The following is a 9,062-nucleotide window of genomic DNA, read 5'->3' on the forward strand; positions in this document are numbered from 1 at the left end:
CCAGTTGCAGGTGATGGTGGTGGACGACAACACCGATGCGGCCGAGAGCCTGGGCGTGCTGCTGGACATCGAAGGCCATGCGGCGCACATCGCCCACACCGGGGCCGAGGCGCTGCAGATCGCGCAGGAGCACCCGCTCGATGTCGTCTTCCTCGACATCGGCCTGCCCGACATGAGCGGCTACGACGTGGCGCGGCGGCTGCGCATGCTGCCCGGGCTGCAGCAGACGCTGCTGGTCGCGCTGACCGGCTGGGGCACGCAGGACGACCGCCAGCGCACCCGCGAAGCCGGTTTCGACCGCCACCTCACCAAGCCGGCGGAGCTGCCGGCGGTGGAGGAGTTGCTGCGGGCCGCAGCACAGGCGAAGCGCGAGGGAGCCTGACCGCTCCTCACGTGCGCTCGAGCACGTCGCGCACGATGTCCTCGAGCATCGTCGCGAGCGCCGGCACGGTGGTGGTCGGCTGCGGGGCCTGGCGGGTCTGCTGCCACAGCTCGGAGAACGGATCGCGCCGCGCCTCCACCGCTGCCACCACTTCGCTGCGCCAGGAAGGCGGCGCCTCCTCGCGCGGCAGCGCGCGGTGCGCGACCACCAGGTAGGTGAGCACCAGGCTCTCGGTGAAGGTCTGCAGCAGGTCGTCGCCGAGCTGCACCTGCGGCTGGCCGCCGGGCGTGCCGCGGTTGCGCCACGCGGCGGCCGCATAGGCGGCGCCGCCGCCGATCATGGCGCCGAGGGCAGCGGCCGCCCCCAGGGTCAGGCCGCCGGTCAACAGGTCGATGCCGGCGCCCATCGCCGCACCGGTGGCCGCGCCGGCGAGGCCGGCCTGCGGCGAATCCACCGGCTGCTGTTCGCTGAATCCGCTTTCCATGCGCGCCCCCGCCACCGGTGCGAGCGGTACGCCCGCGCGATAGAGCTGCACCAGTTCCGCCAGCACGGCCGCCTCGCCGGCGCGCAGCCGCTGCAGCAGGGCGTTGCGCGCGCCTTCGCGGGCGCGCTGGCTGGCGTCGCGCTCGGCGGCGTTGACCAGGTGGCGCAGGCTCACCGGCGCGCTGCCCACGTCCTCGCTGTCGCGCGCCGCGCGTGCCAGTTCGGTGGCCAGCAGGCGCATCGCTTCGGCGAAGCGCACGGCGTTGCGGTCCTTCCAGGTGGCGGCCAGGCGCTCGAAGCCGGCCCGCTTGCCGGCGGCCACGCGCGCCGCGGCGGCCTCCAGCAGCACCGGATCGGCCAGCCAGTGCGCGGTGCAGTGCTCCAGCGGCAGCACCTGCGTGCCGGCACCGAGCTGCTGCGCGGCGCCGATGACGGCCTGGTCGTCGGGTGCGAGCACGATCGTGGGCTGGCCCACCCAGTGCAGCAGCCGGGCGGCCTCGCGCAGGTCGGCGGGCCGGGCCGGCACCACCAGCATCAGGTCGGTGTCGGCCAGCGTGGCCTGCACGGCGTCGCGCTGCTCGTGCGCGCGCGGCACGGTCTTGAAGCGGCCCAGCAGGTCCTGCAGCCAGGCCTGCGCGGGCGAGCCGCCGCCGGCCGGCGCCGTCACCACCGCCGCGGGCGGCTGGAATCCGGGCGGCACCTCGAACACCCGCAGCACGTCGCCCTTGGCCGTGCTCAGCACCGTCCAGGGCACGTGGCCGTCGGGCGGTGGGCGGTCCGCCACCTGGTGCAGCATGCGCAGCACCGCGTCGCGCCCCGGGCTGTCCGGCGCGACCAGGCCGATGGTGATGCGCGCCGGGCTCACGCGCGCCAGCACCTGCACGAAATAGGGATCGCGCAGGTCGATGCGCACGGCGCGCGCCAGCCGCCGGCGCCGCCAGTGCGCCCACGCGGCGAGCAGCGCGCGCGGGATCACGACCAGCAGGAACAGCAGCGCGACGTACATCCAGACCCAGCGCCGCGCCTCGTCGACGCCGACCGGCGCGCCGGAATGGAAGGACATGCGCTGCAGGTCGGCGACGCTGAAGGCCTGGAAGGGCAGCAGCGCCACCACCGGCGCGAACAGCGCGCGCAGGAAGGCATGCACCTGCTCCACCCCCAGCAGCGTGCTTTCCCAGCCGACCCGGTACTCGCGCACGATGCCGCCCAGCACGATGGAGATCGCCAGGCCGAGGGCCCAGCCCCCGGCGCTCAGGTGCAGCAGCTGCTTGAGCCACAGCCACTGCTGGCTGCCGGTGGCGCGCAGCCAGTGCTCGTGGAAGCGCGCCGCCACGTCCGTGTGCAGGCGGCCCGTGCGCCGGCCCGGCGCCGGCAGCCCGGCCAGCCAGCGCTGCAGGCCTGCCACCGGCAGCTGCGGCGCGCGCGGCAGGAACAGCGACAGCAGCATCAGCACGTACACGGCCAGGTTCCACGCCAGCACGCCCAGCAGCGGCGGCGACAGCATGTTCACCTGGTGCGGGTTGTCGATGCGGTCGATCGCGGCGCCGAGCACACACGCCAGCAGGGGCACGCCGGCCAGTACCCAGCGCCGCCAGGCTTCGGGATCCTGCAGGGCCGCGATGCGCGGCTGGCGCTTGTCGACGACGGCCAGCATGCGGCGGGCGCGCTGCTGCAGGTACTGGCCGAAGTCGATGCCGGCCGCGCCGCTGCCGCGGCTGGCCTCGAGCGCCTCGCCTTCGAGCTGCTCGCGCTCCACCGCGCTCAGCAGCCTGCCCTGCGTGTCCACGTCCTCCACCGCACGCACCAGCACCAGCTGGCGCGCACTGGGTTCGTCGAGGAGCAGCAGGCCGTCTTCCATGGCGATCGGGATCCGCCGTTTGTACCTGAGTTCACGCCAGGCCGGCGAAAGCAACAACGGTAACCGCGGCCGGCGAGCTGTCCTGCGGCTGGCACCGGCGCGCGACTACAGGGCCGATCGGGGCCGGGGGCGAGCATGGCCCATCGAAAGGAGTCACGCCATGCTGCTGCGCAAGCTGATCGTGTTCGCCGTCACGTCCGGGCTGGCCAAGAAGGCCTGGGACCACCACCAGGACAAGGAAAAGGACAGGGAGCGGCACAAGATGCCGGTCGACATCACCGAGGTGATCGCGCGGCCGGCGGCCACCGCCAATCCGCAGGAGCGCAGCCGCCAGCGCAGGATGGGCGCGCGCCGGCGCAGCGAGGGGCCCGCCTCTTGACCAGGGGACGGTAACCGGCAGCTTACCGACCGTAAGGAACGCTTCACCCGCAGGTCTTACACTGCCGCGATGCGTTTCACCCAAACCCTGGCGGTCGTCGCGATCGCCGTTGCCTGCTGCGCCGGCGCGCAGGCCCAATCCACGAGCGGCAAGAAGGAGCTCGTGGCCCGCATCCTGAAAGTGCAGCAACCCGGCCTGGAGGCGCTGGCGCGCAACCTGGTGGAGCAGCCGGCCATGGAGATGCTCGATCGGGCGGGCGCCGCCCTGCCGCAGCGCGTGCCGGCCGAGAAGCGCGAAGCCGTGGGCCGCGAGATCCAGGGCGACGTGCGCAAGTTCGTCGACGACACGGTGCCCCTGGTGCGCGACCGCGTGGTGAAGCTGGCGCCCTCCACCGTCGGCGCCATGATGGAGGAGAAGTTCACCGAGGCCGAACTGAAGGAAATCGCGGCGATGATGGAATCGCCCACCTTCGCCAAGTTCCAGTCCATGGGCGGCGAGCTGCAGCGCACCCTGATCGAGAAGCTGGTGACCGACACCAAGCCGCAGGTGGAGCCCAGGCTGCGCACGCTGGAAGAGACGGTGGCCAAGCGCCTCGGCGTGAGCACCGAGGCGCAGAAACCTGCGGCGGCGCCGAAGGCACCCGCGAAGAAGTAACGGGAGCGAGAAAGCCGCGGCGCGGACTTACGCCGCCGCGTCCGGCGCCGGCTCCGCCTTCGACGCGCCGTTCAGCCCCACCTTCGAATCGAAGCTGAAGCACGCCGCCTCGAAGGAGCGGATCTCGAACAGGGCTTCCTTCAGGCTCATCTCGCCGGCTTCCATCAGCTTGCCGGCCAGGTGCTCCGTCAGCGGCTTCAGGCGCGCCAGCGTGGCCTTGGTCTCGCCGTAGAGCCGCTCGCTCTGCAGCTCCATGATGGAGCGCGTCTCTTCGTCCACCGTGCGGTTGCTGCCCTCGTTCAGGGCGCCGAAGTTCAGGCGCGTCTTGCGGTACATGCCCATCTCGGCCACCGCGTGGTGCAGCAGCTTGGTCACGCGGGTGATGTCGTTGTGGGCACCGTTGGTGGTGCCTTCCTCGCCGAAGAACAGTTCCTCGTTGGCCATGCCGCCCAGGAGCACGCGCACGTCGTGCTCGATGTCGGCCTTGGTCTTCAGCAGGTTGCTGCCCTGCTTGTGGAACACGAAGCCGAGCGCGTTGTTGCGCGGGTTGGCCTTGAGCGAGATCTTGATGGTCTTCATCTCGCCCAGCAGCTTCTCCCAGTCGCCGCCGGCGCGCTTGCGTTCGAGCTCGAAGTCCACCAGGAAGTGGCCCCACTCGTGGATCGCGATGATGCGGCGGTCGCGCTCGCGCTCCTTGGTGGTGTTGCCGTTGACGTTGCCCACCAGCACGCGCTCGGCGGCCTGCATCAGCGTCTCGGCGTCGATCAGCTCGCCGGCCTGCACCGCGGTGATGCCGGCCTGGTTGACGATGGTCTCCAGGTCCGCCGGGCTGCGGCCCTCGGTGATCTCGACCAGGTGGCGCAGGTCCAGGCCATCGGCCACCTTGTCGGCGCGCTGGTCCAGGTAGTGCTCGACGATCGCGCGGCGCTCTTCCTTGTTCGGCAGCCGGAAGTCCACCTTCATCTGGAAGCGGCGCAGCATCGCCTCGTCCATCGGCATCGACTCCGAGTTGAAGTTGGAGGCCACGATCCAGATGATCTCGGCCTCGCTCTTGGTGCGCACGCCGTCCAGGATCGCCAGCAGCATGTTCTGCGTGTCGTCGTCGAACTTGCGGTGGCCGCCGCGCTTCATGAACAGGTCCTGCGCCTCGTCGAGGAAGACGATGCAGCGCTTGCGGCGCTTGGCCATCGAGGCGATGCGCGCGAGCGTGTTGGAGCCGCCGGCCACGTAGCCGGTCTCCAGGTTGGCCGCCGAGTGGAACAGGATCGGCAGGTTCAGCTCCTTGGCCAGGTAGCTCGCGAGCTTGGTCTTGCCGGTGCCGGCGGGGCCGCTGAACATCACGTTGAACGGCTTGTTGATGCCGTACTCGGCGTACTCGGCCCGGCGCTCGTACTGGTCCTTGATCTGGCGCACTTCGGACTTGATGTCGTCCATGCCCACCAGGTCCTCGATCGAGCCCTGCACCTGCTGCGGCTCGATGAAGCGCAGCGACTTGAACTGTCCCTTGAGGTGGAAGGCGAGGAAGCCCAGCAGCCCCAGCGTCAGGGCGGCCGAGAGCACGCCGCTCACGCCGGCCTTCCAGCCGTCCTTCTCGGACTGAGGACGGGCGCCGGCGAAGCGCTCGTCGAGCTTCTCCAGCATGTCCTGACTGGCCTCGGAGAGCTCGCCGCGCGGGATGAACACCAGCTTGCCGCCCCAGGGCGCGCTCACGGCCTTGTCGGCGAAGATCTTGGTCTCGATGTCGCTCGGGTAGTAGGCGTATTGCGTGCCGTTCGATTCGATCAGCACGATGCGCTCGGAGATGTTCCACATCAGCGGCTTGTAGATCACCGTGATGCGCTCCACCGGGTTGCGCTCCAGGAAGCCGAGCACCGAGCCGCTGCCGAACACCACCGGCAGCTTGTCGTTGAGCGTCCACAGCGCCTCGGCGCCGGAAGCGCCGGCCATCGCCTTGACCTGTTCGGCGACGGCGGCCTGGCGCTGCAGCACCACGAAGGAGTAGCCGCCGGTCAGCGGGATCAGGAGCGCCACGGCGATCACCATGGCCTTCACCGCCGTGGACTGGATGGTGTACCAGTCCGACAGCCGCCCGGCCAGCTTGCGGATGCTGAGCCAGGGGTTGGGCGTGGAGGCACCGGCGGCGGTGCCTTCCACGGGGTCTTTGTCGGCGGAAAGATCGGACATGGTGTTCCTGCTCGGAGCGGCGGGCGCGCGGCGCGCCCGCGGAAAAAATGCGTTCCAGGGAAGTCCTGGCGGGGGGCTCCTCTGTCGGATCCATCCTACAGAAAGGGTTCCCGGGAGGCGAGTTCAAACAAGGCCGCCAAGCCGGGCTGCGCGGGCCCACGTGACAAATTCACGAAGGCTGCCGTCGGCATCCGGCTGCACAGCGCGCCGCGTGGCGGCCGCCCGGAACCCGGGCACGCGATGTGCAATCACAAGCCTTGAGGCGGGTTCTTTTTCAAGTTTCTTTCCCGCCTACTTATCCCTCGGAGCCCCACAGGCCCGGGGGATTTTTTATGGAGCTGTCATCCAGCCTGCGCGGCGACGACAGGAGGGGATTGTCGGACGGCTCCGACAGCCACGCAGGACGGCAGCCGGACGTCCCTACGCGGGCGGCGGGCTTGGGGGCGGCGGCTTGCAGCCCCCGAAATCGGGGAGCCGTTTCCCAACTCCGGGGGAGACGCCGCCCGGCCGCGCGACAATCGGCGGCCATGGCCCACCTCCAGAAACTCCGCAGCCAACGCTGGCTGGCCCGCGACGAATTCCGCAGCTTCAACCACCGCTCGCGGGTCATGCAGATGGGATACGACCCGAAGGACTGGGAAGGCAAGCCGGTCATCGCGATCCTGAACAACTGGAACGATTTCAATCCCTGCCACCAGCACTTCAAGCACCGAAGCGAAGAGGTCAAGCGCGGCGTGCTGCAGGCCGGCGGCTTCCCGCTGGAGCTGCCCACCGTGTCGCTGGGCGAGGTGCTGATGAAGCCCTCGCCCCTGCTCTATCGCAACATGCTGGCGATGGAGGTCGAGGAGGTGATCCGCGCCTATCCGATCGACGGCGTGGTGCTGATGGGCGGCTGCGACAAGACCACGCCGGCCATGCTGCTGGGCGCCACCAGCGCGGACGTGCCGGCGATCTTCCTGCCGGCCGGTCCCATGCTGCGCGGCATGTCGCGCGGCCAGACGCTCGGTTCCGGCTCCGACGCCTTCAAGTACTGGGACGAGCGCCGCGCGGGCACCATCACCGAGCCGCAGTGGATGGCGATCATGGGCGGCATCGCCCGCAGCGCCGGCACCTGCATGACCATGGGCACGGCCAGCACGATGATGTCGATCGCCGAGGCGATCGGCATGGCGCTGCCCGGCGCCGCTTCCATTCCCGCGGTCGATGCAAGCCACCAGCGCATGGCCACGGCCTGCGGCCGCCGCATCGTCGAGATGGTGCACGAGGACCTGCGGCCCTCGAAGATCCAGACCCGCGAGGCCTTCCTCAACGGCATCGTCGTCGCGATGGCGCTGGGCTGCTCCACCAACGCCATCATCCACCTGATCGCCCAGGCGCGCCGCGCGAAGCAGGACATCTCGCTGGCCGACTTCGACCGCATCAGCCGGGAAGTGCCGGTGCTGGCCAACATCCGTCCCAACGGCAGCAGCCAGTACCTGATGGAGGACTTCTACTACGCCGGCGGCCTGCGGGCGCTGATGCAGCGCGTGCACTCGCACCTGCACCTCGACCAGCTCACCGTGAGCGGCAGGACGGTCGGCGAGAACCTCGAAGGCGCCGAGTGCTTCGACGAGGACGTGATCCGGCCCTGGTCCAACCCCGTCTACAAGGAAGGTGCACTGGCCGTGCTGCGCGGCAACCTGGCGCCGGACGGCTGCGTGATCAAGCCTTCGGCCATGAGCGCGAAGTTCATGCAGCACAGCGGCCGCGCGCTGGTGTACGACGACTATCCCTCGATGAAGAAGATGCTCGACGACGAGCACGCCGACGTGAGCGAGGACGACGTGATCGTGCTGCGCAACGCGGGACCCAAGGGCGGTCCCGGCATGCCCGAGTGGGGCATGATCCCGATGCCGGTGAAGCTGCTGAAGGAAGGCAAGCGCGACATGGTCCGCATCAGCGACGCGCGCATGAGCGGCACCAGCTACGGCGCCTGCGTGCTGCACGTGGCGCCCGAGGCCTTCGTCGGCGGCAACCTCGCCCTGGTGCGCACGGGCGACCGGATCTCCATCGACGTGCCGAACCGCAGCATCCGCCTCGAAGTCTCCGACGAGGAGCTGGCCCGCCGCCGCGCCGAATGGCAGCCGCCGCCGGCGCGCTTCGGCCGCGGCTACGGCTGGATGTTCACGCAGCACATCCTGCAGGCCAACGAAGGATGCGACATGGACTTCCTGCGCCCCGAGTTCGGCGACAGCGCGGGCGAGCCCGACATCTTCTGATGCGCGCCATCCAGATCGCATGAGACCGCGCCTGCCCGCCCTGCTCGCCGCCGGGCTGCTGGCGGCGCCCGCGTTCGCCTCGCACTTCGAGCTCGAGGCCTACGACCTGCGCAAGTGCCTGCAGTGGTCGATCACGCGCGCCGACAAGCCGGTGCGCACGGCGGCGTACCGCGCGGCCCGGGCGCGGGCGCGCGGCGGCCTCGAGGTGTTCCAGGCCACGGCCGACCTGCCCGAGGGCGGCCAGCTCCACAAGTTCGGCGCCTGCTCCTGGCGCCACGTGGCCGGCAAGCCGCGCCTGGGCTGCGTGCCGGTGCTCGATTTCCCGCTGGCCGGCGCGAACTTCGTGCAGGCCAGGGACCAGCGCTTCCGCACCGCCACCGTGCTGCGCTGTGCCTCCGGCTGCGACCAGAAGATCCCCGACCTGGTCTACCAGGTGCACGAGGACACGACCAGCAGCCTCGCGCTGCAGGAGAAGGAAGAACGGGCCCGCGGCGCGAAGCTGCGGCGCGCCTGCGCCGGCCTGCGCTGAGCCGGCGCGCTGCTCTTTTCGTAGCAGCGAGCCCACAGTCCGCGCAAGAAGCAACGCTTTTGCTGGACCGCGGACGGACGGAGCTATGAAAATCGTAGCGATGGCCGCCACTCCGCCCACCGACTACGACGTGCTTCGTGTCGAGCGCGATGCCTCGCCCGAGCGCGTGCGGGCGGCGTACCGCAGGCTGGCCCAGAAATACCACCCCGACAAGATGCCGGGCAACGCCAACGCCTGCCGCGCGATGGCGGCGCTCAACGCGGCCTACGAAGTGCTGTCCGATCCGCAGCGGCGCGCCGAGCATGACGTCTGGATCCGCCGGGTCGAGCGCGGGC

At 70.3% G+C, this 9,062-nt stretch carries 8 protein-coding genes; 6 read left to right on the plus strand and 2 right to left on the minus strand.

Annotated features, from left to right (window positions below; all coding sequences use genetic code 11):
- Nucleotides 1–382, plus strand: a 382-nt coding sequence (locus tag VFM98_RS21370; RefSeq protein WP_325111907.1) for a response regulator, incomplete at its 5' end; no start/stop codon positions are given.
- A gap of 7 nt (nucleotides 383–389) precedes the next feature.
- Here the strand turns inward: VFM98_RS21370 and VFM98_RS21375 are convergent.
- On the minus strand, nucleotides 390–2,723 hold the full coding sequence (locus VFM98_RS21375) for a DUF3482 domain-containing protein (RefSeq protein ID WP_325111908.1): 2,334 nt from the start codon (nucleotides 2,721–2,723) through the stop codon (nucleotides 390–392).
- Between the two features lie 160 nt (nucleotides 2,724–2,883).
- On the opposite strand from VFM98_RS21375, the gene VFM98_RS21380 reads away from it, so the two are divergent.
- Together VFM98_RS21380 and VFM98_RS21385 are read left to right on the plus strand one after the other, a co-directional pair.
- Nucleotides 2,884–3,102 (plus strand): hypothetical protein, encoded by a 219-nt coding sequence (locus tag VFM98_RS21380; protein ID WP_325111909.1) that lies wholly within the window; start codon nucleotides 2,884–2,886, stop codon nucleotides 3,100–3,102.
- A gap of 69 nt (nucleotides 3,103–3,171) precedes the next feature.
- Nucleotides 3,172–3,756, plus strand: coding sequence for a hypothetical protein (locus VFM98_RS21385; protein ID WP_325111910.1), 585 nt, complete (start codon nucleotides 3,172–3,174; stop codon nucleotides 3,754–3,756).
- 27 nt (nucleotides 3,757–3,783) lie between these two features.
- On the opposite strand, the gene VFM98_RS21390 is transcribed toward VFM98_RS21385, so the two are convergent.
- On the minus strand, nucleotides 3,784–5,940 hold the full coding sequence (locus VFM98_RS21390; protein ID WP_325111911.1) for an AAA family ATPase: 2,157 nt from the start codon (nucleotides 5,938–5,940) through the stop codon (nucleotides 3,784–3,786).
- A gap of 527 nt (nucleotides 5,941–6,467) precedes the next feature.
- Here VFM98_RS21390 and araD point away from each other — a divergent pair.
- From araD to VFM98_RS21405, 3 genes are all read left to right on the plus strand, one after another.
- Nucleotides 6,468–8,198 carry an L-arabinonate dehydratase gene (araD, locus tag VFM98_RS21395; RefSeq protein ID WP_325111912.1) on the plus strand — a complete coding sequence of 577 codons (1,731 nt, stop codon included), beginning with the start codon at nucleotides 6,468–6,470 and terminating at the stop codon, nucleotides 8,196–8,198.
- Between the two features lie 19 nt (nucleotides 8,199–8,217).
- Nucleotides 8,218–8,727, plus strand: a complete 510-nt coding sequence (locus VFM98_RS21400; protein ID WP_325111913.1) for a hypothetical protein — start codon at nucleotides 8,218–8,220, stop codon at nucleotides 8,725–8,727.
- 100 nt (nucleotides 8,728–8,827) lie between these two features.
- A partial coding sequence (locus VFM98_RS21405; protein ID WP_325111914.1) for a J domain-containing protein occupies nucleotides 8,828–9,062 on the plus strand: 235 nt, incomplete at its 3' end.

This window comes from Ramlibacter sp. (assembly GCF_035706265.1).
In the GTDB taxonomy this organism is placed as follows: domain Bacteria; phylum Pseudomonadota; class Gammaproteobacteria; order Burkholderiales; family Burkholderiaceae_C; genus Ramlibacter.

What these genes read in the sequence shown, in the direction of transcription:
- VFM98_RS21375 (WP_325111908.1), bottom strand. Translation starts at nt 2,723, where the DNA reads ATGGAAGACGGCCTGCTGCTCCTCGACGAACCCAGTGCGCGCCAGCTG.
- VFM98_RS21380 (WP_325111909.1), top strand. Translation starts at nt 2,884, where the DNA reads ATGCTGCTGCGCAAGCTGATCGTGTTCGCCGTCACGTCCGGGCTGGCC.
- VFM98_RS21385 (WP_325111910.1), top strand. Translation starts at nt 3,172, where the DNA reads ATGCGTTTCACCCAAACCCTGGCGGTCGTCGCGATCGCCGTTGCCTGC.
- VFM98_RS21390 (WP_325111911.1), bottom strand. Translation starts at nt 5,940, where the DNA reads ATGTCCGATCTTTCCGCCGACAAAGACCCCGTGGAAGGCACCGCCGCC.
- araD (WP_325111912.1), top strand. Translation starts at nt 6,468, where the DNA reads ATGGCCCACCTCCAGAAACTCCGCAGCCAACGCTGGCTGGCCCGCGAC.
- VFM98_RS21400 (WP_325111913.1), top strand. Translation starts at nt 8,218, where the DNA reads ATGAGACCGCGCCTGCCCGCCCTGCTCGCCGCCGGGCTGCTGGCGGCG.